Consider the following 21,294-nt stretch of genomic DNA (forward strand, 5'->3'; position numbering starts at 1 on the left):
AGACACCCCTCCGGAAGAGGGGTGTCTCGGTCCGACGCTCCTAGGCGGTGCGCACCTGGTACGCCGTCACACGTACCTCCTCGTCGTCCAGGCACTGCCCGGACGCCAGGTCGAAGCGCTGCTTCAGCAGCGGCGAGGCGACGAACGGGCGGCCCTGGTGGGTGCCGGTCAGGCCGCGGGAGAGGACGGCCGCGCCGGTGAAGGGGTCGCGGTTGTCGATGGCGAACAGTTCGCCGGAGCGGTCGCGGAAGATCGCGGCCTGGTGGCCGTCCGGCAGCAGTGCCGCCACCCCGCGGCCCGGGAGCAGCGTGCTCAGGTCGCAGACCGTGAACCAGTCGCCGTCCAGTGCGAGTTCGATCTTCAGGTCGGTGGTCTCGGGTGCCAGGGTCATCGCTGGGCGCTTCCTTCCAGAACGTCGGCGGGTCGCATACCGATGGACAGCAGCGGCAGGTCGGGCTTCATCTGGTCGCGCTCGGGCACGAAGGCGACGACCGGGTCCGGGGTGTCCGGCGCGTTCACGAAGGACACGAACCGGGACAGCTTCTCGGGGTCGTTGATGGTCTCGGCCCACTCGTCGCGGTAGTGCGCGACGTGCGCCTGCATCAGCTTCTCCAGCTCGTCGCAGATGCCGAGCGAGTCGTGGACGACGACGTCCCGTACGTGGTCGAGGCCGCCCGGGATCCGGTCCAGCCAGGTCGAGGTGCGCTCCAGGCGGTCGGCCGTGCGGATGTAGAACATCAGGAACCGGTCGATCAACCGGACCAGTTCGGCGTCCGACAGGTCCTGCGCGAGCAGGTCCGCGTGGCGCGGCGTGGCGCCGCCGTTGCCGCCGACGTACAGGTTCCAGCCGTTGGCCGTGGCGATCACGCCGAAGTCCTTCGACTGGGCCTCCGCGCACTCGCGCTGGCAGCCGGAGACCGCCGACTTGAGCTTGTGCGGCGACCTGAGTCCCCGGTAGCGCAGCTCCAGGTCGATCGCCATACGGACGGAGTCCTGGACGCCGTAGCGGCACCAGGTCTGGCCGACGCAGGACTTCACCGTGCGCAGCGACTTGCCGTAGGCGTGGCCGGACTCGAAGCCGGCGTCGACCAGGCGGGCCCAGATCACCGGGAGCTGCTCGACGCGGGCGCCGAACATGTCGATGCGCTGACCGCCGGTGATCTTCGTGTAGAGGCCGAAGTCGCGGGCGATCTCTCCGATCACGATCAGCTTCTCCGGGGCGATCTCGCCGCCCGGGATACGCGGCACGACCGAATAGGAGCCGTTCTTCTGCAGGTTGGCCAGGAAGTGGTCGTTGGTGTCCTGCAGCGAGGCCTGCTCGCCGTCCAGGACGTAGCCGCTCGCGCCGATCGTCGGGGCGAGGGAGGCGATGATCGAGCCGACGGTGGGCTTGCAGACCTCGCAGCCGTCACCGCCCCGGGCCTCCTCGCGGCCGTGGCGGTCCAGCAGGTCCTGGTAGGTGGTGATGCGCAGGGCGTGGACGATCTCGTACAGCTCCTCGCGGGTCTGCCCGAAGCAGCCGCACAGGCCCTTGTCGACCTCGATGCCACTGGCCTCCAGCTCGGCGTTGACGAGCTGGCCGAGAACCTTGACGCAGGAGCCGCAGCCCGTACCGGCCTTGGTGCACTTCTTCACCTCGGGCACGGTCGTGCACTGGTGGTCGGTGACCGCGCCGCGGATCGTGCCCTTGGAGACGTTGTGGCAGGAGCAGACGATCGCCTCGTCCGGCAGCGCGGACGGGCCGAGCTGGACGGACTCCCCGGCGCCGGCGGGCAGCACGAGCGACTCGGGGGAGACCGGCGGGACCGAGCCGGTGAACGCCTTCAGCGTGCCGTACGCGTCCGCGTCGCCGACCAGGATGCCGCCGAGCAGCGTGCCGTCGCGGCCGATGACCAGCTTCTTGTACAGGCCGGAGCGGGAGTCGGAGTAGACGACGTCCAGGCAGTCATCGGCGGTGCCGTGCGCGTCACCGAAGGACGCCACGTCCACACCGAGCAGCTTCAGCTTGGTGGACAGGTCGGCGCCGGTGAACGTCAGTTGCTCCGTCTCGTCCGCGGCGATGGTGGCGGCGGCCGTCTCGGCCTGCTCGTAACCGGGGGCGACCAGGCCGTACACCCGGCCGTCGGAGGCCAGCGCGCACTCGCCGATCGCGAACACGTGCGGGTCGTTCACCGTACGGCACTGCTCGTCGACCGTGATGCCGCCGCGCTCACCGACCGTCAGACCGCAGTCGCGGGCCAGCTGGTCGCGGGGGCGGACACCGGCGGAGAACACCACCAGGTCGGTGGCGAGTTCGGAACCGTCGGACAGCTTCATGCCGGTGACGGCGCCGTCCTCGCCGACCACGACCTCCTGCGTGCCCACGCCCGTGTGGACGCTCAGGCCCATCTCCTCGATGGTGCGCAGCAGGGCGGCGCCGCCGCCCTCGTCGACCTGCACCGGCATCAGGCGCGGCGCGAACTCCACGATGTGGGAGGTGAGCCCGAGGCCCTTGAGGGCACCGGCCGCCTCCAGCCCGAGCAGACCGCCGCCGACCACGGCACCCACCTGGGCGTTCTTCGCGTACTCCTCGATCGCGAGCAGGTCCTCGATCGTGCGGTAGACGAAACAGCCCTCGGCGTCCTTGCCCGGGACCGGCGGCACGAACGGGTAGGAGCCGGTGGCCAGGACCAGCACGTCGTAGTCGACGACGAGACCGGAGCGGGCGGTGACCCTGCGGGCCTCCCGGTCGACGGTCTGAGCCGGGTCGCCCACGTGCAGCTCGATGCCGTGGTCCTTGATGAACTCCATGTCCGTCATGGACAGGTCCTCGGGCGTCTTGCCCGAGAAGTACGAGGTGAGCTGGACGCGGTCGTACGCAGGGCGCGGCTCCTCACAGAGCACGACCACGCGGTGCGTGGCGGTCAGGCCGCGCTCGGCGAGCGCTTCGAGGAAGCGCTGGCCGACCATGCCGTGGCCGACGAGCACGATCGTGGGGGTGTCCGTGGACATCAGGAGCCTCCATCGTTGGTAAGCAGGTGGAGCAGAGGGCCGCCGTCGGAGGGGAGCGGCTCTGCTCCCTCCCAGGCGCGCGCGAGCGCGCCGACGGTGCCGAGTTCGCCGACGAGGACCCCGCCGACCAGGCGGTCGTCGCGGACGACGACCTTGCGGTAGGTGCCGCGGGTGGCGTCGGCGAGCTGGACGACGTCGTCGCCCGGGAGCGCCTCGGTCTCGCCGAACGCGGCGAGGTCGAAGGGGCTGTCGTGTCCCGTGAGCGTGAGCCGGGTCAGCGAACGCGTGCCGGTGTACCGGGCGGTCGCGTCACCGGCCAGCGACTCCGCGAGCGTGTCGGCCTGTTCGAGCGCCGGGGTGGCGAGGCCGTAGAGCACGCCGTCGTGCTGGGCGCAGTCGCCGATCGCGTGGATGTACGGGTCGGAGGTGCGCAGCTCGTCGTCGACGACGACGCCCTTGCGGACGTCGAGGCCGGCGGCCTGCGCGAGGCCCACCCGGGGGCGGACACCGCAGGCGACGACCACCAGGTCGGCGTCGAGCGCGTACCCGTCGGCCATCTCCACCGAGCGGACCGCGCCGCCGACGCAGCGCACGTCCCGTACGCGGCACTCGGTGTGCACTTCCACGCCCAGGTCGGTCAGGTGCCGCTTGACGAGCTTCGAGGCGGCCGGGTCGAGCTGGCGCTCCATGAGCCGCTCGGACTGCTGGGCGAGCACGACCTGGGCGCCGCGCAGGGCGAGCGCGCGGGCCGCGGAGACCCCGAGGAGCCCGCCGCCGATGACGACCGCACGCGCTCCCGGCCGGACCGCCTTGGACAGGCCCAGGCAGTCGTCCATGGTGCGGAAGGCGTGTACGCCCTCGGGCAGTTGGTGGTTCTCGGTGAACAGCCCGCGCAGCGGCGGCAGTACGGGGTTGGAGCCGGTGGCCAGCACCAGCCGGTCGTATGCGATCACCGCACCGTCCGCGCAGGCGACGGTGCGCGCGTCACGGTCGATGCCGGTGACCCGGCCGCGGGTCAGTTCCGTAGGCGCGGGCAGGGCGATCACCTCGGGGCTGTACCGTCCGGCCAGCACCTCGGCGAGCAGCACCCGGTTGTAGGGCCGGTGCTCCTCCTCGCCGATCAGCAGCGCGGGCGTGCCGAGCTCACCGAGCCGCCGGGCGAGCCGTACGCCCGCGAGGCCGGTGCCGATCACCACCACACGCTCATTCGAGGTCATGTCCTTGAGCGTGCGGTGCCGGTGTTACCCGGCAGCATCACGTCTGTTTCCCGCGGGGAACGCTGCCCTCAGCGGGGGCGGGGGGCGGATGTGAGGGTTCCTGGGGTGCGGCGACGATGAGCTGTGAGGGTGGCGTCGCACAGGCGTCGCATAAGGTCTCGATCATGCCCGACATATCGCTGACCATGATCGTCCTGCTCTGCCTCGCGGCGCTCGCCGCCGGATGGATCGACGCCGTGGTCGGCGGCGGCGGGCTCCTGCTGCTGCCGGTGCTGCTGCTCGGGCTGCCTTCGCACACACCCGCCGCGCACGCGCTCGGCACCAACAAGGCGGTCGCGATCGTCGGCACGACGGGCGCGGCGGTGACGTACGCCCGCAAGGCCCCGGTGGATGTGAGAACGGCCGTGCGCATCGGCCTCGCGGCCCTCGCCGGATCGTCCGCGGGGGCCTTCTTCGCGGCCGGGATGAGCACCGACGTCCTCAAGCCGGTGATCATGGTGGTGCTGCTCGCCGTCGCGGCCTTCGTGATCCTGCGGCCCGCCTTCGGCACGGCCCCCGCGACCGGACCGGCCACGCGCCGCCAGATCCTCGCGGCGATCGGCCTCGCGGGCCTCGGCATCGGCTTCTACGACGGTCTCATCGGCCCCGGCACCGGCACCTTCCTGGTCCTCGCCCTCACCGCGGTCCTCCACCTCGACCTCGTCTCCGCCTCCGCCACGGCCAAGATCGTCAACTGCTGCACCAACGCGGGCGCCCTCGCCACCTTCGCCTGGCAGGGCGCGGTCCTGTGGCAACTGGCCGCCCTGATGGCCGTCTTCAACCTGGCGGGCGGCACCCTGGGCGCCCACACCGCCCTGAAGAAGGGCAGCGGTTTCGTCCGCGTGGTGCTGCTGACGGTGGTGTTCGCCCTGGTGGCGAACCTGGCGTACGAGCAGTGGCTGGCCTGATCGGCAGCGCCCTACAGGGGTGCGGGGAACCGCGCGACCGGCCACGACGGTGCCGCAGACGAACGGCGGCACCGGCGAATCTGGCGTACGAGCAGTGGCTGGCCTGATCGGCAGCGCCCTACAGGGGTGCGGGGAACCGCGCGAACGGCCACGACGGTGCCGCAGGCGAACGGCGGCACATCGCGGCACTTCCAGCGGAGCGCTCGGCGCTGGACGCGGGGCCGGGCGCGCGCGTCACTCGCGCCGTCCCGCGCCGTCGGCGGCGAGACGGGCCTCGAAGCCGTCGAGGAGGGACCGGAGCCCGAACTCGAAGGTGCGGTCGGGTGCCGCGGCGTACTCCGTGGCGGCCTTGGTGCCGAGGCGTTCGCGCAGACGCGGGAACTCCATGGCGGTCTCGGTGGCGCGTGCCACGGCGTCGGCCAGCAGTTGCTCGGCGTCGGCGCCGTTCCTGCCCAGCCGGCGGTTCAGCGAGACCTGGGCGGCAGGGCCGAGCGTGCTGCCGAGCACGAAGGTGAACACGGTGCCGGCCGCCCGGTCCGCGTCGTCGGCGGCGAAGCCCGCCTTCTCGTAGACGGCCAGGCTGACGTCGTTGTACCGGGCCTGGCCGGGCCCGTACAGGAGATGGCTGCCGAACGCCTGGACGAGCCAGGGGTGCCGGGTGAGCATCGCGTGCATGCCGTCGGCGTGGGCGGTGGCGGCCGTGCGCCAGTCGGTGGCGTCGAGATCGGGCGGCTCGACCTCGTGCCAGACCGTGTCGCTGGCGAGCCGGACCAGGTCGTCCTTGGTCTTGATGTGCCAGTAGACGGCCGTGGCGGCCGAGCCGAGCCGTTTCGCCAGGCTCCTCATGTTGAGGCCGTCCAGCCCCTCTTCGTCGAGCAGCTCGATGGCCGCGTGAACGATCCGGTCTGCGGTGAGTGTGTCTCGCGGCATGGCCACCACCCTACTTGCACTTAGTTCATGAAGTTCCATGGCGAGCCTTGCACTTTGTTCAAGTCCGCCCTAGGCTCACACTCGTACTTAGTTCAAGTGCCCGGAGGGGGAGCCATGCCGCAGAAGAAGCTGTCGGATTTCGTCACCACGCAGGCCATGGAGTTCGGCGTTCCAGGTGTCGCCGTCGGGGTGCTCCTGGACGGTCAGGAGAGCTACGCCTCGCACGGCGTGACCAACCTCGGCAACCCGCTGCCGGTCGACGAGAAGACGCTGTTCCCGCTGGCGTCGGTGTCCAAGACCTTCACGGCGACCGCCCTGATGCGTCTGGTCGCCGAGGGGAAGGTGGACCTGGACGCCCCCGTACGGCGCTACGTGCCCGAACTGCGGCTGGCCGACGAGCGGGCCGCGGAGCGGATCACCGTCCTCAACCTGCTCAACCACACCGCGGGCCTCGACTGGAACCTGATCGACGACGGCGAGGGCGACCGCTCCCTGGCCGGGCTCGTGCGGAAGCTGCCCGCGCTGCCGCTGATCGCACCGCCCGGGACCCGGGCCTCGTACAGCCAGGCCGGATACAACCTGGCCGGCCGCGTCGTCGAGAAGGTCACGGGCCTGCCCTTCGAGCAGGCCATGGCCTCGCTCGTCCTGGAGCCGGTGGGCCTGCCCGACACCGTGTACGGGCTGTCGGAGGTGATGGTCCGCCCGTACGCCGTGGGCTACAACCGCGGCGACGACGGCGAACTGCGGGCGGCCCGGCCCTGGGGAGCCTTCAGGGAGGGCGCCCGTGCCGACAACCCCGGCGGCGGCCTCGCCTCCTCGGTGAGCGACCTGCTCCGCTGGGCGCGCTTCCAACTCGGCGACGGCGACGGCGTGCTGCCCGCCGCGGACCTGCGTCGCATGCGGGAGCAGACGGTCGCGCTGCGGGGCAGCACGCTCGGCGACGGCTTCGGCATCTGCTGGTTCCTGCACGACCTGGACGGCCTGCACGGCATCGGCCACGGCGGCTCGGGCAACGGCCACTTCGCCGAGCTGCTCATCGTGCCCGAGCGTGACTTCGCGGTGGTCTCCCTGTCCAACGTCGGCCCGGACGGCTACCCCTTCAACCAGTCCGTCGTGCGGTGGGCGCTCGAGCACTACCTCGGCGTCGTCGAGAAGCCGGTGGAGCCGCTCCCGTACGACGAGGGACGGGCCCGGCAGGTCGCCGGCCGCTACGAGATCGACGCCATGAACCTCGACCTCGCCACCGACGGCACCCGTCTCACCCTGGCGGTCGGCATCAAGCCGGAGATCCGCGAGGCATCGGACCAGGAGATGCCGCCGGACTACCCGGCCGCGGACATCGGCTTCCTCCCCGGCGACGGCGACGAGTACATCGTCACCGAAGGCGGCCTCAAGGGGCAGCGCGGCTACTTCTCCCGCGACGAGGGCGGCGCGGTCACGGGCATCGACCTCGCGGGGCGGCTTTTCAAGCGGATGCCGGGGGCGTCCTGAGCCGGCCGCGGCAGGGGGCGGACCTCGAACGGCCAACGGCCGCCCCGCCGCCCCCGCCGCCCCCGCGAACCAGTCGTGCCCGCGCGCCGGATCTCAGAATCCCCCCTGAGCCAGCAGCTCGACGATCCCCGTCCCGTCCTCGTCGCCGTGCCCCTGGGCGAGCCGCCGCTCCATCAGGGCCATGTACGGGGTCAGCAGCTCCGGGCTGACCCGCTGCTCCTCGGCCGTGCGCAGCAGTGTGGTGTTGCCCGCGACCTGCATCGCGAGGTTGGAGACGACGTTACTGGTGTAGTCGCCGCTCTCCAGCTGGTCGGCCGTCTGGTGCGCGGCCGGCGCCATCGCGGTCAGCCAGTCCACGAGCAGCGGCGCGAAGTCCTTCGGCGCGATGTCCTCCGGGCGGATCAGCGCGAAGGCGTGCGTGATGCCCGCGAACATGCCGCTCATCGCGCTCAGCAGCGCCACGTCGTGCAGCGCGGCGAAGCCCGGATCGGCCCCGGCCCAGCGGGTGCCGACCGGGACGGCGAGGGTCTCCCGGTGCTCCTCGAACAGCTCGTAGGAGCCGCTGTAGAAGACAAAGCCTCCTGATTCCGGCTGCCCCACCATCGGCGGTACGGCCATGATCCCGCCGTCCAGGAAACGGGCGCCGCGGGCTCGGGCCCAGGCGGCGCGGGTACGGCCCTGGGCCGGGGTGCCCGTGGTGAGGTTCACCAGGTCCCGCCCCGCCAGGTCGGCTCCTTCCAGGGCCGCGCCCACGGAGGCGTCGTCGAGCAGGCAGGCGACCACGAGGCGGTTCGCGGCCACCGCCTCGGCGGCACTCGCGGCCACTGTCGCGCCCTCGGCGGCCAGGGCTCGGGCGCGGGCGGGGGTGCGGTTCCAGACGGTCACCGGGTGACCGGCGGCGAGCCAGGCCCGGGCGAGGGTGGTGCCCATGGCGCCGGCGCCGAGGAGGGTGAGGGGCGTACGGGGAACAACGGCGTTGTCAGTCATGGCGTTTAGGCTCGTCGGAAGGAACGGCCTGCTCAAGTACGTACTTCGGAGTGGGTGGTTACCTCGGGGGAAGCGTGCAGGCGGCAGCAGGGGAAAGGGCTCGGGCATGGGGACGACGGGGCGGCGGCCGGGGGCGTACATCTGCGGGATCGACGCGGCGATGGACGTGATCGGCGGCAAGTGGAAGGTGCTCATCCTCTGGGCGCTGAACGAGCGGCGCTGCCGCTTCGGCGAACTGCGCCGGGAGCTGCCGGGCGTCACCGAGAAGGTCCTCGCCTCGCAGCTGCGGGAGATGGAGGCCGACGGCCTGGTGCATCGCGAGGCGTACGACGAGGTGCCGCCCCGCGTGGAGTACTCGCTGACGCCGCGGGGCGTGTCCCTGAACGAGGCCCTGGAACCGCTGGGGGCCTGGGGGAAGGCCAACGTCCTGGGCGGGTCACCGACTCCCGGTCAGGTGCGCGAAGACGACCACGTTGCCCTGATAGCCGGTGGTCCGTGAGTAGCCGCCGCCGCAGGTGATGACCCGCAGCTCGGGGCGGCGGGCGGGGCCGTAGACCTTCCGGTCGGGGAAGTCCTTCGCGGCGTACGCCTCGACGGCGTCCACGGTGAACACGGCGATCCTGCCGTCGCGCCGGTCCACCTCGATCGTGCTGCCCTTGGTCAGGGCGCCCAGGCCGTAGAAGACGGCGGGGCCGTCGGCGTTGTCGACATGGCCGGCGACGATCGCGGTGCCCCGCTCGCCGGGGGTGGTGCCGGCCTCGTACCAGCCGGCGAGGTTCCCGCGCGCGGCGGGCGGTGCGTCCAGGCTTCCGGTCTTCGTCAGGCCGAGCCCGGTCAGGGGCGCGTTCACGCGGATCGCCGGGATGCGGATGCGGTCGGGCGGCGAGGGCGGCAGCGCGGGCGCGGCATGCCGCTCACCGGCCCGGCCGGCCTGCCCGGCCCGGCCCTCCTGTCCGTCTCGCCCCTCCTGCCCGTCCTGCCCGTCCTGACCCGCGCGGGCCTGCGCGATGGACGGCTGGGGCGGGGCGTGCGTCTCGGCGCCGTTGCGCAGCAGCCACGCCCCGGAGCACAGGGCGAACACCGTGACGGCCGCCATGGCGGCGTTGGCCGGGTTGCCGAACGTGCTGCCGTACCTGGGGAATCTGCGCATGGCCCACCCTTTCCTGTCTCCCCTCGGCGTTCCAGGAGCCCCACGGGCGCCCCGTACCCCCCTCCGGGCCGCGAGGGGCGTCGGACCCGGAGGGGGAGGGGACATGCGGTACCGGCGACGGACAGCGGAGGGTGTCCGTCAGATCCCGTCGCCTCTCGCCCGGCGATGCAGGAGCCAGGTACCGCCCGCGGCGGCGACGGCGAGGGCCGCCACACCGGCCGCGGTCTGCACGGGATCAGGGCCCAGGGCGCCGCCGACCCCCGTCTTCACACTCCCCCTGGGATGTACCCGCTGGCGCACGGACGTCAGCGTGACCACCAGGTCACCCGTGACCAGCCGGCCGCTCCCGGTGCACGTCGCGGTGATCTCGTACGTCCCCGGCTGCGCGCTCGGCGGCACCCTGAACCGCCCGGTCGCGTCCTGGTCGTCCGGGCGCGGTGCCAGGCTGAGGGAACCGGCCCCGACCGCGCTGGCGTCACCCGTCGCCGTGCCGCCGTCGCCGCAGGCCGCCGTGCGCACGGTGACCTGCCCGCCCGGGACCACCGACGAGGGGGAGACCTCCAGGCCGCCGGCGGCGCCGTACGCGGGGGCCGCGGCCAGGGCCGCGGCGGCGACGGCGAGCGCGGTGCCGGTCAGCGGCCGGGCGGTACGTCGCATCGGTGCTCCTTCGAGCGGTTCGTTCGTGCACCTGCCCTTCCGAGGTAACGGGCAGCGCGCCGACCGCGCTTTCTGAGGGAGCGTCAGAATTGGGGTGAATGGGTGTCAGGGGGTACTTGGCCCGACGGCCTCTCGGGGGTGTTTGGGCAGGTCAAGGGCTTTCGATGAGGAGGTCCCGGAAAAGCCTGACGAGCGCGTGTGAACGGGTGACCCGGCTACGGAGCATGTCCGGGCTTGACCTCAACATAAGTTGAGGTATGAGGCTGTGCCGCATGAACACAGCCGCTACTCACGCACCCACCGCTGCCCGGTCCGCGACCGAGCCGCTCCATGTGACCCTCGTCGTCGGCAGCAACCGCCACGGCCGCTTCGGTCCCGTCGTCGCCGACTGGCTCCTCGGCCATCTCCGGGACCGGGACGACCTGGTCGCCGATGTCGTGGACGTCGCCGAGGCCGAGCTGCCGACATCCTTCGAACCGACCCCCGAGGCGACCGCCGCACTCTCCGGCATCACCCCGAAACTGGCCCGCGCGGACGCCTTCGTCGTCCTCACCCCCGAGTACAACCACTCCTTCCCGGCGGGCCTGAAGAACCTCGTCGACTGGCACTTCGCCGAGTGGCGGGCCAAGCCGGTCGCCCTCGTCTCCTACGGCGGACTGTCCGGCGGTCTGCGCGCGGTGGAGCACCTCCGCCAGGTCTTCGCCGAACTCCACGCCGTGACGGTCCGCGACACCGTCTCCTTCCACAACGCCGGCGCGTCCTTCGACGACGAGGGCACCCTGCGGGACCCCGCGGGCCCGGACGCCGCGGCGAAGACCATGCTGGACCAACTGGTGTGGTGGGGCGAGGCGTTGCGGGAGGCGAGGGCAACCCGCCCGTTCGCGGACTGACGGGCCGCCGCTACCGACCCCGGGGCGTGACCTGCCTCGGCGCCCTTGCAGCGCGTGCCGCACCCGTCTGCCCCGCTGCTGCCGAGGCCGCCGCGCTCTCGCCGCGCCCAGGGGTCCATCCGCGTGCGCGGCCTGTCTTGGGCGGGCTGCCGACTCCGGGCCGGTGATCGCGACTGGCCTCGGCGCCCTTGCAGCGCGTGCCGCACCCGTCTGCCCCGCTGCTGCCGAGGCCGCCGCGCTCTCGCCGCGCCCAGGGGTCCATCCGCGTGCGCGGCCTGTCTCGGGCGGGCTGCCGACCCCGGGCCGGTGATCGCGACTGGCCTCGGCGCCTGGATGGCTGCATCGCCCGCGTCGGCCCGCCCATGCCTCCGGGCGCTGCGGTCGCGACCCGCCCGGCGCCGCCCGACTCGCCTGCGATGGGCCGTGTGCGGCGCGGTCTCGACCTGCCTCGGGGTTCGTTCGTGTCCGCGGCCTGCCTCATGCGCTGCCTGCGTCCGACCCGCTACCGCGCCATGGGCGTCGCGGCCACGACAGGCCCCGGTGTCTGCGCGCCCATCTCGCCTGTGTCGGCCCGCCGCTGTCCTTGGGAGTCGCGGCCACGACAGGCCCGGCGTCTGCGTGCCCACCTCGCCTGCGTCGGCCCGCCGCTGCCCCTGGGCGTCGCGGCCACGACCCGCCCGGCGCCCTCACCCTCGCGCCGTCGCCCGCCTCCGCCCGCTACCGACGGAGGACATCGCGGCCACCGCCACCCCGGCGCCCCCGCACATCCACCGCCCGCATCCCTTCACCCCCGCCCCCGCCAATCCCCGCCCGCGATCCGCCTCCCCCCGGCCCGGAGCCGCGAGGTCACGGCCGGTCCGGCGACGTACACCCAGGCCCGGACCGTCGCCCCGTCCGCGTTCCTCACGATCTTCCGTTCGACGCGTACATACAGGCTGCGGGGATCCCCCGGTACATAGTCCTCCAGCCGGTCCAGCTCCCCGAGCAGCGCCCCGTACGACTCCGGCAGCGCGGTGACCAGCTCCCCGTTCACCTCGCCGCCACCCGGCTCCTCGACCGCGTAGGGATAGCCCGGCCCGGCGTACAGCACCGCGTCCGCGAGCCGTCCCGGTTCCTCGGAGCGGGTGCGGCCGCGCAGGAAGAGGTCGTGGTTGACCTCGCCGGGGCGGAGCGTGCCGTAGACGAAGAAAGGCAGGGTCACAGGAACGATTCTGCACCCACACACACCTGCACAACGGGCCTATGGACACGCCAGGTCCGAGCCGCATTAACTCGCGGTCAACATCAACGCCGCCCCCGGTCGACCCCACGCGACCGGGTGCGCCCGTATGAGGAGACCGATGAGTCGGATACGTCCCGTCCGAGGTTCCCGTCTCGCCACCGCAGGCGTGGCCGCCACCGGCATCGGCGCCCTGGTGGCCGCCGTACTCTCGCCCACCGCCCAGGCGGACGACCGGCCGGCCCGGTCCGACGCGATCGAGAGTGCGGAGACGGTCCTCGCCGACCGGGCCGCGGAACTGGGCCTCGGCTCGGCCCAGGAGACGAAGGTCCGGGACGTGGTCGTCGACAAGGACGGTACCCAGCACGTCCGTTACGACCGCACCTACCACCGACTCCCGGTCCTCGGCGGCGACTTCGTACTCCACCTGAACCCGGACGGCACGTACCGCGGCGCGAATCGCGCGACGAAGTCCGCGCTCTCCATAGCCGACGTCACCCCGAAGGTGACCGCCCCGAAGGCCGCCGACCTGGCCGCGAGCCTGCTGCGCGCCGCACACCTCGGCGAGACCCTGAAGAAGCTGACCGCCAAGCCGCGCCTGGTCGTCGACGCCCTGCACGGCACCCCGAAACTGGCCTGGCAGACCGACGCGGTGGCGCACGACGAACTCGGCAACCCCGTCGGCCGCACGGTGCTGACCGACGCGACCACCGGCGACCGGATCGACGCCTGGGACACCCTGGAGTCGGCGTCGGGCGACGGCAAGTCCCTCTACGGCGGCACGGTTCCGCTGGACACGACGAAGTCCGGGTCGTCGTACCAGCTGAAGGACGCGACACGCGGCGGTACGTACACGGGCGACGCGGAGAACAAGACGGACAAGTGCCTGCTGACGGTCTGCCTGACCCGCGCCCCCGCGACGCTCTTCACCGACGCGGACAACCACTGGGCCACGGGCACGACCTCCGACCGCGCCACGGTGGCCGTGGACGCGCAGTACGGCACGGACGTCACCTGGGACTACTACAAGAACGTCCACGGCCGGAGCGGCATAGCCGGCGACGGCAAGGGCTCGTTCAACCGCGTCCACTACGGCAAGAACTACAACAACGCCTTCTGGGACGACAACTGCTTCTGCATGACCTACGGCGACGGCGACGGCAAGCAGCTCGGGCCGCTGGTGTCGCTGGACGTGGCCGGGCACGAGATGTCCCACGGTGTCACCTCGAAGACGGCGGCACTGACGTACTCGGGCGAGTCCGGCGGACTGAACGAGGCCACGTCGGACATCTTCGGCACGCTGGTGGAGTTCCACGCGAACAATTCCAAGGACCCCGGTGACTGGCTCATCGGCGAGAAGGTCGTCCGCTCCGGGCTCGGCCGTGAGTCCCTGCGCCGCATGGACAAGCCGTCGAAGGACGGCAAGTCCGCCGACTGCTGGAACGAGAAGGTCGCCGACCTCGACGTGCACTACTCCTCGGGCGTCGGCAACCACTTCGCGTACCTGCTCGCGGAGGGCAGCGGCGCCAAGACGATCAACGGCGTCAGCCACACCTCCCCGACCTGCGACGGCACCACGGTCAAGGGCATCGGCAAGGCCAGGCTGGGCAAGATCTGGTACCGCGCCCTGACGGTCTACATGACCTCCTCGACCGACTACGCGGCCGCCCGCAAGGCGACCCTGAACGCGGCGAAGGACCTCTACGGCAGCGGCAGCACGGAGCAGAAGGCGGTGGCCGCCGCCTGGAGCGCGGTCGACGTGGGCTGAGCCGCCCCTCACGACCCTCGGTGGTGTCCGCGGTTCGGGTGCGGACACCACCGAGGCCTGTCTCGGAGCGTCCCGCTCCGTTACTCCCAGACCACCACGTTTACTCCCAGACCACCACGTTGCGCCGCACCGGCACGGACGAGGCACCGGTGGCGAATAGCTCGGGCGAATGGGCCCGGATGCGCTCGATGTCGCTGAAGACGGCGCGCAGGTGCGTACGCATGGCGGTGCGGGCCAGTGCGAGGTCGCCGCTGACGACCGCGTCGAAGATCTCCTGGTGCTGGTCGGCGAAGACCGCCGGGGAGACGTTCTCGTGCAGGCCCAGCCGCCGGGCCCGGTCCAGGTGGCCCTTGGCCGCGGCGACCGTGGTCCACACGTTGCCGTGGCCGCCCAGCCGCATCAGGCCCTGGTGGAAGGCCTCGTCCAGTTCGAAGAACTCCTCCAGGCTCAGCCGCGTGCGCTGCTGACGCCCGAGGTTGTCCCGCAGTTCCGCCACGACCGACGCGTCCAGCTCGGACGGCAGGGCGTCCAGTGAGGCCAGCTCGACGGCCTCCCGCAGGAACTGCGCGTCCGCGACCTGCGCCGGGTCCACCCGGGACACGAACGACCCGATCTTGGGGAAGATCTGCACCAGCCCGTCCTGGGCCAGCAGGATCAGGCTCTCCCGTACCGGCGTGCGGCTCACCCCGAGGGACGCCGCCAGCTCGTTCTCCGACAGAGCGGCGCCCGGGGGGAGTTCGAGGGTCAGCACCATCTGACGGAGCTTCAGGTAGATGGAGCGCCGGCTGGGCCGCCGGTTCGTCTGGGTCATGTGCACATCCTACGTATCGAAGCGAGGGTATTGCTCCCCTGCGCGACAAGTGCTTGTATACAAGCACTGCACGACAAGGGCCGTCGCCGTCCGCCACCGTCACCGCCCCGGTCCGAGCCGCCGTAAGGAGAGCCCTCAGTGAGCACCATCGAGCGCGTCGAGGTCTTCGTTGCATCCCCGGGCCGCACGTTCGTCACCCTGCGCATCACCACCTCGGACGGGGTGACCGGGCTCGGCGACGCCACGCTCAACGGGCGCGAGCTGGCCGTGGCGAGCTATCTGCGCGACCACCTCGCCCCGCTGCTGATCGGCCGCGACCCGGCGCGGATCGAGGACACCTGGCAGTACCTCTACAAGGGCGCCTACTGGCGGCGCGGCCCGGTCACCATGACGGCCATCGCCGCCGTCGACACGGCCCTGTGGGACATCAAGGGCAAGACCGCCGGACTCCCCGTGTACGAGCTGCTCGGCGGCCGGTCCCGGGACGGCGTCCTGGTCTACTCGCACGCCAGCGGCACGGACGTGCCCTCCCTCCTCGACGACGTCGAGCGCTATCTGGAGCTCGGCTACAAGGCCGTGCGCGCCCAGGCGGCGGTCCCGGACGTCGGCGGCACGTACGGCGTCCGCAAGGGCAAGGTCTACGAACCGGCCGCGACCGACCTGCCCGACGAGCAGCCCTGGGACACCGAGGCCTACCTCGGCTTCGCCCCGACCTACCTGGAGGCCGTACGGGAGCGCTTCGGCTTCGGCTTCCACCTCCTGCACGACGTGCACCACCGGCTGACGCCGATCGAGGCGGCCCGCTTCGGCAAGAGCGTCGAGGCCTGCCGGCTGTTCTGGATGGAGGATCCGACGCCCGCCGAGAACCAGGAGGCGTTCCGGCTGATACGGCAGCACACCACGACGCCGATCGCCGTCGGCGAGGTGTTCAACTCCGTCTGGGACGTCCAGCACCTCATCACCGAGCAGCTCATCGACTACGTGCGCACCACCGTGGTCCACGCGGGCGGCATCACCCACCTCCGCCGGATCTTCGACCTGGCCGCGCTCTACCACGTACGCACCGGCTCGCACGGCGCCACCGACCTCTCCCCGGTGAGCATGGCCGCGGCCGTGCACCTCGACCTCGCCGTGCCGAACTTCGGCATCCAGGAGCACATGGGCCACCCCGACGAGGCCGCCGAGGTGTTCCGCACGGGCGTCACCTTCGCCGACGGCATGCTGCACCCCTGCGACGAGCCGGGCCTCGGGGTCGAGTACGACGAGAAGGCCGCCGAACGCTTCCCGTACCAGCGCCGCTATCTCCCGGTCGCCCGCCGTCTCGACGGCTCGGTGCACGACTGGTGAGCGCCGTGAACCAGCTGAACCGCGCCGCGCTCGACGCGCTCCCGCCCGCCTCGCGCCCCCGTGTCGACCCCGCCGGACTCCGCACTCGCGTCGTCCACTTCGGCATCGGCGCCTTCCACCGGGCCCACCAGGCCGTCTACACCGAGAACGCCGTCGCGCACTCCGGCGAGCCCTGGGGCATCGCCGCCGTCGCTCCCCGGTCGGCGGCGACCGTCGACGCCCTGCGCGCCCAGGACTGCCTGTACTCGGTGACCGAGCGCCGTGACGAGGGCGGCGTCCCCCGGGTCGTCGGCGCGCTGACCGGCGCGTACGCGCTCGGGCGGGACGGGGCGGCCGTCGACGCCCTGCTCACCGACCCCGAGGTGACGCTGGTGACGCTGACGATCACGGAGAAGGGCTACCGGACCGCCGGGCCGGACACGGTCGTCGGGCGCCTCGCCGCCGGGCTGGCCGCGCGGATGCGCTCCGGTGCCGCCCCGATCACCGTCGTGTCCTGCGACAACATGGCGGACAACGGCGCCGTGCTGCGGACCGCGGTCCAGGACGCCGTGCGCGCCGCCGGCGGGCGCGACCCGGATCGGACCCTGGACCTGCTCGACCGGCATGTGGCCTTCCCCGCCACCGTCGTGGACCGGATCGTCCCCGCCACCGCCCCGGGAGATCTCACCGCGACGGCCACCGCGCTGGGCGTCCACGACGCCCTGCCGGTGAGCGGCGAACCGTATCGGCAGTGGGTCCTGGAGGACCGCTTCGCGGCCCCGCGTCCGCCGTGGGAGCTGGACGGCGCCCTCCTCGTGCCCGATGTCGCCCCCTACCAGCTCACCAAACTGCGGCTCCTCAACGGCTCCCACTCGGCCCTGGCCTTCCTCGGGATCGCCGTGGGCCGCACCACCGTCGCCGACGCGATGGCCGACGGCTGGGGCGAGCGGCTCGTCAGGTCCCTGTGCGCCGAGGTCGCGCCCACGCTGCCGGACGGCGGCCCGGACCCCGGCCGGTACGCCGACGACCTGGTCGCCCGCTTCCGCAACCCGGCCATGCACCACCTGTTGCGGCAGATCGCCTCGGACGGCTCGCTGAAGATCACCGAGCGCTGGCTGCCCGCCCTGCGCGTCCTGCGCGAGCGCGGGGCCGCCACACCGGTGTTCGAACTCGCCCTGGCGGGCTGGGCGCACCTCACCCGGGACCACGACATCCCGGACCCCGCGCGGGACGAGCTCACCGCCTGCTGGCGCACCGGAGCGGACGACACGGCCGTCGTCCGCGCGCTCCTCACCACGGTCGGCGCGTCCGACCTCGCCGGCGACTCCGGGCTCGTCACCGCCGTCGTACGGCGGCTCCCGGCGCTGCGTGCCGGACACGTGGACATCTGAGCCCGTCCACTCCACCCGTCCCCGGAACAACGGAGTTCGCGATGAAGGACACCACAACCACGGCCGAACAGGCCGGCGGCGTGCGCCGCACCACCCGTGACCTGACCAAGGCCGCCGTGTCCGGCTGGCTGGGCACGGCCATGGAGTTCATGGACTTCCAGCTGTACTCGCTGGCGGCCGCGATCGTCTTCAACAAGATCTTCTTCCCGGATGTCAGCCCCGCCATCGGCCTCATCGCCGCGATGGCCACCTACGGCGTCGGCTATGTCGCCCGGCTCGCCGGCGCGGTCTACTTCGGGAGAATGGGCGACCGGCTCGGCCGCAAGAGGGTCCTGACGATCACTATCCTGCTGATGGGCGCCTCGACCACCCTCATAGGCGTCCTGCCCACCTACGCGACCATCGGCATCCTGGCGCCCGTCCTGCTCGTCGTCCTGCGGCTCGCCCAGGGCTTCGGCGCGGGCGCGGAGATCGCGGGCGCGACCGTGATGCTCGCCGAGTACGCCCCGACGAAACGGCGCGGACTGGTCGCCTCGCTGGTGTCGCTGGGCACCAACTCGGGGACGCTGGCCGCCTCCGGGCTGTGGGCGGTGCTGCTCGCCGTGCTCAGTGAGGACCAGCTGCTGTCCTGGGGCTGGCGGCTGCCCTTCCTGCTGAGCTTCGGGCTGCTGCTGTTCGCGGTGTGGCTGCGGCGCAACCTCAAGGAGAGCCCGGTCTTCGAGGAGCGGCCCGACGTCGTGGACGGCGTGGCGATGAGCCGGCGCGAGGTGGAGACGGCCGTCACGAAGGGGGCGGACGACGACGCCGGGCTGCTGGAGGCGGGCCTGAAGCAGCGCAAGGGCAAGGCGTTCTTCCTGGCGCTCGGGCTGCGCTTCGGGCAGGCCGGCAACTCCGGGCTGATCCAGACGTTCCTCGTCGGCTACATCGCCACCGAACTCGCGGCCGAGCGCTCCGTGCCCACCGACGCCATCGTGTACGGGTCACTGCTGGGCTTCCTCACCGTGCCGGCCATCGGCATGCTCGGCGACCGCTTCGGACGCCGCCGGATGTATCTGGCGCTCACCTCGCTCACGGCCCTCACCGCCTTCCCGCTCATGATGCTGATCACCTCGGGCAGCACGCCCGCCCTGATGCTCGGCATGGTCCTCAGCCTGAACCTCGGCGTCCTCGGACTGTTCGCGCTGGAGAGCGTGACCATGGCCGAACTCTTCGGCTCCCGCACCCGGTTCACCCAGCTCGCGCTGTCCAAGGAGATCGGCGGGGTCCTCGCCACCGCGATCGGGCCGGTCCTCGCGGCGAGCCTCACCGCCGCCACCGGAAGCTGGTGGCCCATCGCGGCGATGCTCGTCGCCTACTCCCTCATCACCCTCGTCAGCGCGCTGCTCTCGCCCGAGACGCGCGGACGCGACCTGGTCCGGCTGGAGGACGCCGCATGACCCCTGTGACCGCTATGAAGGCCGTCGTCGTGCACGGCGCGGGCGACGTCAGGATCGACGAGCGGCCCCGGCCCGAGCCCGGGCGCGACGAGGTGCTGCTCGCCCTGGAGTGGGGCGGCATCTGCGGCTCCGACGTCGCGTACTGGAAGAAGGGCGCCTCCGGCACGGCCGCCCTCGCCCATCCGCTGGTCCTCGGCCATGAGTTCGCCGGCCGGATCGCGGCGCTGGGCTCCGGGGTGACCGGCCTGTCGGAGGGACAGCCCGTCGCCGTCCACCCGGCCCAGCTCATCGGCGAGCCCCCCGAGCGGCTCGCCGGGCGCACCAACCTCCACGCGCGGGTCCGCTACTTCGGCTCGGCGGCCCTCACCCCGCACACCGACGGCGGCTTCAGCGAGTTCCGTACGGTCCGTGCGGCCCAGGTCCGGCCGCTGCCCGAAGGCGTGGACACCGAGTCGGGGGCCCTCGCGGAGCCGCTGGCGGTCGCCCTGCACGCCGTGGGCCGGGTTCCGGCGCTGCGCGGCCGTACGGTCCTGGTCAACGGAGCCGGTCCGATCGGCTCGCTGGTCGTCGCGGCCGCGAAGCACCACGGCGCGGAAACGGTGTGTGCCGCCGACCTGTCCTCCGCGTCGCTCGCCGTGGCCCGTCGGATGGGCGCGGACGCGACGGTCGACGTCTCCCGGGGCGAGGAACTGCCCCACGACGTCGACGTCGTCTTCGAGGCGTCCGGCGCACCGGCCGCGCTGGGGGCGGTCCTTCGGGCCACGGCCCGCGGCGGCACCGTCGTACAGGTCGGGAACCTGCCGGGCACGGCCGCGCCCGCCGTCCTGGGCGACCTGGTCACCCGGGAGATCGCCTGGATCGGCTCCTACCGTTTCGTCGACGAGATCGACGACGCCCTGACCGCCCTGCGCGACGGCCTGGACATCTCACCGGTCATCAGCCACCGCTTCCCGCTGGAACAGGCCGAGCAGGCCCTCACGGTCGCGGCGGACCCGGCGAGCGCGAGCAGCAAGGTGATGCTGCGGCTCGGCGGGGGAGCGCCGGTCACGGCCTGACAGCACACCTGTAGCCCCACCGTTCCTGTGTCCCACCGTTCCTGCAGGAGAACTCCGTGCCCGACTCGACCGCCGTATCCCCCGAGCACCCGCCCGCGGACGTCGTGTGTCTCGGCGAGACCATGGCCGTGCTCAGCCCGCCGGACGACCGGCCGCTGGCCGACCAGGCCGCGCTCCGCCTCTCCGTCGGCGGCGCCGAGTCCAACGTGGCCTGCGGACTGGCCGCGCTCGGGCATCGCGCGGCCTGGCTGAGCCGGGTGGGCGACGACGCGTTCGGGCGGCGCGTCCGCGCCGAACTCGCGTCCCGGGGTGTCGAGGTGGGCGCCGTCGCCGTCGACCCCGCGCATCCGACCGGCGTGTACTTCAAGGACCCAGGCCCGGACGCCACCCGGCCGCTGTACTACCGGAGCGGATCGGCCGCCGCCCACATGGGACCGGAACTGGCCGGCGCGCCCGAGTTGCGAGGGCCGCGGATCGTGCACGTGTCGGGCATCACAGCGGCGCTGTCCGGCAGTTGCGCCCGGCTGCTGGAGGAGATCGTCGTACGCCGCACCCCGTGGGGCGCGGCGGGGCGTCGGCCGATCGTCTCCTTCGACGTCAACCACCGCCCCGCCCTGTGGAGCGGGCGGAACGCCGACGCGGCGGCGGCGCTGCGGGACCTGGCTCGTGCCGCGGACCTCGTGTTCGTCGGGCGCGACGAGGCAGAGGCCCTGTGGGGCACCGCCCACCCCGACGACATCGCGAGCCTGCTCGCCCCCGCGCCGCTCGTCGTCGTCAAGGACGCCGAGCACGGCGCCACGTCGTACGCGGCGGGCGAGGCCACCTTCGCCCCCGCCCCGGCCGTCGAGGTGGTCGAACCGGTCGGCGCGGGCGACGCCTTCGCCGCCGGGTACCTGTCCGGTGTCCTGGCGGATCTCGACGAGCCGTCCAGGCTGCGCCTGGGCCACCTGACGGCGGCGACGGCGCTGCGCAGCCGGGACGACATCCCCGACCTGAGCGAGTCCCTGGCCCTGACCCGGCGCTAGCAC

Annotated in this window: 19 protein-coding genes; 10 read left to right on the top strand and 9 right to left on the bottom strand. The window is 72.5% G+C overall.

Annotation, left to right across the window (positions count from 1 at the left end):
• Nucleotides 1-40: 40 nt before the first annotated feature.
• Genes nirD through OG542_RS27645 form a run of 3 tightly spaced genes read right to left on the bottom strand, consistent with a single transcriptional unit; the run spans nucleotide 41 to nucleotide 4,208 of the window.
• Entirely contained in the window at nucleotides 41-391 is a 351-nt protein-coding gene (gene nirD, locus OG542_RS27635) for a nitrite reductase small subunit NirD (RefSeq protein ID WP_311125576.1), read from the bottom strand.
• Complete coding sequence (nirB, locus tag OG542_RS27640; protein ID WP_328414191.1) at nucleotides 388-2,991, bottom strand: nitrite reductase large subunit NirB; 2,604 nt, start codon at nucleotides 2,989-2,991, stop codon at nucleotides 388-390. Before nirB ends, nirD begins: the two co-directional genes overlap by 4 nt.
• Nucleotides 2,991-4,208 (bottom strand): NAD(P)/FAD-dependent oxidoreductase, encoded by a 1,218-nt coding sequence (locus OG542_RS27645; protein ID WP_328414193.1) that lies wholly within the window; start codon nucleotides 4,206-4,208, stop codon nucleotides 2,991-2,993. Before OG542_RS27645 ends, nirB begins: the two co-directional genes overlap by 1 nt.
• Before the next feature lie 164 nt (nucleotides 4,209-4,372).
• Between OG542_RS27645 and OG542_RS27650 the strand changes: the two genes are divergently transcribed.
• Complete coding sequence (locus OG542_RS27650) at nucleotides 4,373-5,155, top strand: sulfite exporter TauE/SafE family protein (protein WP_189725029.1); 783 nt, start codon at nucleotides 4,373-4,375, stop codon at nucleotides 5,153-5,155.
• A 234-nt stretch (nucleotides 5,156-5,389) separates the two neighbouring features.
• Here OG542_RS27650 and OG542_RS27655 read toward each other — a convergent pair whose 3' ends face one another.
• Nucleotides 5,390-6,085, bottom strand: coding sequence for a TetR/AcrR family transcriptional regulator (locus OG542_RS27655; protein ID WP_328414195.1), 696 nt, complete (start codon nucleotides 6,083-6,085; stop codon nucleotides 5,390-5,392).
• A gap of 114 nt (nucleotides 6,086-6,199) precedes the next feature.
• Between OG542_RS27655 and OG542_RS27660 the strand changes: the two genes are divergently transcribed.
• Nucleotides 6,200-7,576 carry a serine hydrolase domain-containing protein gene (locus OG542_RS27660; protein WP_328414197.1) on the top strand — a complete coding sequence of 459 codons (1,377 nt, stop codon included), beginning with the start codon at nucleotides 6,200-6,202 and terminating at the stop codon, nucleotides 7,574-7,576.
• Between the two features lie 93 nt (nucleotides 7,577-7,669).
• Here OG542_RS27660 and OG542_RS27665 read toward each other — a convergent pair whose 3' ends face one another.
• Complete coding sequence (locus OG542_RS27665) at nucleotides 7,670-8,563, bottom strand: NAD(P)-dependent oxidoreductase (RefSeq protein WP_328414199.1); 894 nt, start codon at nucleotides 8,561-8,563, stop codon at nucleotides 7,670-7,672.
• A gap of 106 nt (nucleotides 8,564-8,669) precedes the next feature.
• Between OG542_RS27665 and OG542_RS27670 the strand changes: the two genes are divergently transcribed.
• On the top strand, nucleotides 8,670-9,062 hold the full coding sequence (locus OG542_RS27670; RefSeq protein WP_328414201.1) for a winged helix-turn-helix transcriptional regulator: 393 nt from the start codon (nucleotides 8,670-8,672) through the stop codon (nucleotides 9,060-9,062).
• On the opposite strand, the gene OG542_RS27675 is transcribed toward OG542_RS27670, so the two are convergent.
• Entirely contained in the window at nucleotides 9,000-9,713 is a 714-nt protein-coding gene (locus OG542_RS27675) for a class F sortase (RefSeq protein WP_328414203.1), read from the bottom strand. The two genes, OG542_RS27670 and OG542_RS27675, sit on opposite strands and share 63 nt — an antisense overlap.
• Nucleotides 9,714-9,851: 138 nt before the next feature.
• Entirely contained in the window at nucleotides 9,852-10,370 is a 519-nt protein-coding gene (locus OG542_RS27680; RefSeq protein WP_328414205.1) for a hypothetical protein, read from the bottom strand.
• Between the two features lie 272 nt (nucleotides 10,371-10,642).
• Here OG542_RS27680 and OG542_RS27685 point away from each other — a divergent pair, with 272 nt between their 5' ends.
• Nucleotides 10,643-11,260 carry an NADPH-dependent FMN reductase gene (locus OG542_RS27685; protein ID WP_328414206.1) on the top strand — a complete coding sequence of 206 codons (618 nt, stop codon included), beginning with the start codon at nucleotides 10,643-10,645 and terminating at the stop codon, nucleotides 11,258-11,260.
• 784 nt (nucleotides 11,261-12,044) lie between these two features.
• Here OG542_RS27685 and OG542_RS27690 read toward each other — a convergent pair.
• On the bottom strand, nucleotides 12,045-12,461 hold the full coding sequence (locus tag OG542_RS27690) for a gamma-glutamylcyclotransferase family protein (RefSeq protein WP_328414208.1): 417 nt from the start codon (nucleotides 12,459-12,461) through the stop codon (nucleotides 12,045-12,047).
• 139 nt (nucleotides 12,462-12,600) lie between these two features.
• Between OG542_RS27690 and OG542_RS27695 the strand changes: the two genes are divergently transcribed.
• Nucleotides 12,601-14,247 (top strand): M4 family metallopeptidase, encoded by a 1,647-nt coding sequence (locus tag OG542_RS27695; protein WP_328414210.1) that lies wholly within the window; start codon nucleotides 12,601-12,603, stop codon nucleotides 14,245-14,247.
• A 100-nt stretch (nucleotides 14,248-14,347) separates the two neighbouring features.
• Here OG542_RS27695 and OG542_RS27700 read toward each other — a convergent pair whose 3' ends face one another.
• Nucleotides 14,348-15,058 carry a GntR family transcriptional regulator gene (locus OG542_RS27700; RefSeq protein ID WP_311125565.1) on the bottom strand — a complete coding sequence of 237 codons (711 nt, stop codon included), beginning with the start codon at nucleotides 15,056-15,058 and terminating at the stop codon, nucleotides 14,348-14,350.
• A 138-nt stretch (nucleotides 15,059-15,196) separates the two neighbouring features.
• Here OG542_RS27700 and manD point away from each other — a divergent pair, with 138 nt between their 5' ends.
• The 5 genes from manD to OG542_RS27725 are packed head-to-tail and all read left to right on the top strand — an operon-like array spanning nucleotide 15,197 to nucleotide 21,291.
• Nucleotides 15,197-16,405 (top strand): D-mannonate dehydratase ManD, encoded by a 1,209-nt coding sequence (manD, locus tag OG542_RS27705; RefSeq protein ID WP_328414213.1) that lies wholly within the window; start codon nucleotides 15,197-15,199, stop codon nucleotides 16,403-16,405.
• 5 nt (nucleotides 16,406-16,410) lie between these two features.
• Nucleotides 16,411-17,775 (top strand): mannitol dehydrogenase family protein, encoded by a 1,365-nt coding sequence (locus tag OG542_RS27710; protein ID WP_328414215.1) that lies wholly within the window; start codon nucleotides 16,411-16,413, stop codon nucleotides 17,773-17,775.
• Nucleotides 17,776-17,816: 41 nt separating this feature from the next.
• On the top strand, nucleotides 17,817-19,211 hold the full coding sequence (locus OG542_RS27715) for an MFS transporter (protein ID WP_328414217.1): 1,395 nt from the start codon (nucleotides 17,817-17,819) through the stop codon (nucleotides 19,209-19,211).
• On the top strand, nucleotides 19,208-20,266 hold the full coding sequence (locus OG542_RS27720; RefSeq protein ID WP_328414219.1) for an L-idonate 5-dehydrogenase: 1,059 nt from the start codon (nucleotides 19,208-19,210) through the stop codon (nucleotides 20,264-20,266). The genes OG542_RS27715 and OG542_RS27720 overlap by 4 nt, the downstream gene beginning before the upstream one ends.
• Nucleotides 20,267-20,322: 56 nt before the next feature.
• The gene (locus OG542_RS27725; RefSeq protein WP_328414221.1) at nucleotides 20,323-21,291 is read left to right on the top strand and encodes a sugar kinase; all 969 of its coding nucleotides are present in this window, start codon (nucleotides 20,323-20,325) and stop codon (nucleotides 21,289-21,291) included.
• The last annotated feature ends 3 nt before the right edge of the window (nucleotides 21,292-21,294 follow it).

The sequence above is a fragment of the Streptomyces violaceus genome (assembly GCF_036014075.1).
Taxonomy (GTDB): Bacteria; Actinomycetota; Actinomycetes; order Streptomycetales; family Streptomycetaceae; genus Streptomyces; species Streptomyces violaceus.

Coding starts and splice junctions, on each gene's coding strand:
- OG542_RS27720 (WP_328414219.1), top strand. CDS start 19,208: ATGACCCCTGTGACCGCTATGAAGGCCGTCGTCGTGCACGGCGCGGGC.
- nirB (WP_328414191.1), bottom strand. CDS start 2,991: ATGTCCACGGACACCCCCACGATCGTGCTCGTCGGCCACGGCATGGTC.
- OG542_RS27675 (WP_328414203.1), bottom strand. CDS start 9,713: ATGCGCAGATTCCCCAGGTACGGCAGCACGTTCGGCAACCCGGCCAAC.
- nirD (WP_311125576.1), bottom strand. CDS start 391: ATGACCCTGGCACCCGAGACCACCGACCTGAAGATCGAACTCGCACTG.
- OG542_RS27715 (WP_328414217.1), top strand. CDS start 17,817: ATGAAGGACACCACAACCACGGCCGAACAGGCCGGCGGCGTGCGCCGC.
- OG542_RS27645 (WP_328414193.1), bottom strand. CDS start 4,208: ATGACCTCGAATGAGCGTGTGGTGGTGATCGGCACCGGCCTCGCGGGC.
- OG542_RS27650 (WP_189725029.1), top strand. CDS start 4,373: ATGCCCGACATATCGCTGACCATGATCGTCCTGCTCTGCCTCGCGGCG.
- OG542_RS27695 (WP_328414210.1), top strand. CDS start 12,601: ATGAGTCGGATACGTCCCGTCCGAGGTTCCCGTCTCGCCACCGCAGGC.
- OG542_RS27700 (WP_311125565.1), bottom strand. CDS start 15,058: ATGACCCAGACGAACCGGCGGCCCAGCCGGCGCTCCATCTACCTGAAG.
- OG542_RS27660 (WP_328414197.1), top strand. CDS start 6,200: ATGCCGCAGAAGAAGCTGTCGGATTTCGTCACCACGCAGGCCATGGAG.
- OG542_RS27685 (WP_328414206.1), top strand. CDS start 10,643: ATGAACACAGCCGCTACTCACGCACCCACCGCTGCCCGGTCCGCGACC.
- OG542_RS27680 (WP_328414205.1), bottom strand. CDS start 10,370: ATGCGACGTACCGCCCGGCCGCTGACCGGCACCGCGCTCGCCGTCGCC.
- OG542_RS27665 (WP_328414199.1), bottom strand. CDS start 8,563: ATGACTGACAACGCCGTTGTTCCCCGTACGCCCCTCACCCTCCTCGGC.
- OG542_RS27655 (WP_328414195.1), bottom strand. CDS start 6,085: ATGCCGCGAGACACACTCACCGCAGACCGGATCGTTCACGCGGCCATC.
- OG542_RS27670 (WP_328414201.1), top strand. CDS start 8,670: ATGGGGACGACGGGGCGGCGGCCGGGGGCGTACATCTGCGGGATCGAC.